At 37.6% G+C, this 1178-nt stretch carries 1 pseudogene; it reads left to right on the top strand.

What is annotated here, in order from left to right:
* A pseudogene (locus VXQ92_RS19555) lies at window positions 1-1072 on the top strand (TonB-dependent siderophore receptor); the annotation flags it as partial.
* Between the last annotated feature and the right edge of the window lie 106 nt (window positions 1073-1178).

Here is a 1178-nt window from a genome sequence, read left to right as displayed (position 1 = left end):
ATTATACGACTATCAGCCGTAGAAATAACAGCCGACACCAAGTTATTGATAACTTAAGCTTCGCCATTGATAACCGTTTAAATAAACAGTTTGATCTATATGGCATGCAGCACGACATTAATATTGGAGTCGATGCTTTTCAGGAAAAAAGTGATTACACCAATGATAAATATGATATTGGTGATTTAAATATCTATAACCCTATCTATGGTCAGAACGTGACATTGAAGGGCTCTATTTACGCGACCGTATTCAGCTTAATGATCAATTACTTTTAAGCTTATCAGGACGTCAAGATTGGGCACAAACCCAAACTACAAGTTTAGTAACTGGCAATGCGAGTAAACAATCAGATAATGCATTTACGGGCAGTGCTTCTGTCATGTATACCCTCAATGATATTGTGGCACCTTATGTGAGCTACGCTACATCATTTACTCCAAATAGTGGTACTGACGTAAATAGCAACCCATTTAAGCCAGAAAAAGGAAAACAGGTTGAGGTCGGGATGAAATTACAAAGTCCCGATCAACGAATTCAAGGTGCTATCGCTTGGTATGATCTAAAACGTCAGAATGTTTTGGTTACTGATACTGCGAATAGTGGCTATAAAGTACAACGTGGTGAACAGTTAACTCGCGGTATTGAAACTGAACTTAGTGCAGAAATTTTAGAAGGTTTAAAATTAACGGCTGCATATACCTACACAATTGATGCAGAAATTAGTAAAGATGCAAATGCAAGCAATGTAGGGAAAGCGCTCGACAATATTCCTGAACACGCTTATAGCTTGTCAGCTCGTTACAAATTTGATCCATCATCAAAACTTGGTTGGTATGTAGGTGGTGGTTTCCGAGGTGAAACTTATAAAACCGTTGATGGTTTAGATGTGCATGTTCCAGGCTATACAGTATTCGATACCGAAGCGGGTTATGATGCTGAGCGTTGGGGTGCCCAACTTGCGATCCGTAATCTATTTGATAAAGATTACTATGCAGGTGCTCTCAACGAAAATTTGGTGACTTTAGGTAATCCACGTCAAATTAACTTTACTGTGAAATTTAACTATTAAAATTACCTATAAAAAAACGCACTCTTAATGAGTGCGTTTTTATATAAGCTTAAAATCATTTAAAAGAAGTAATGCTGTACGAGCGTAGAAACACCTACAATGAAGA

Source organism: Acinetobacter sp. 228, assembly GCF_048147885.1.
This window is presented reverse-complemented; position numbering and strand designations above follow the sequence as displayed.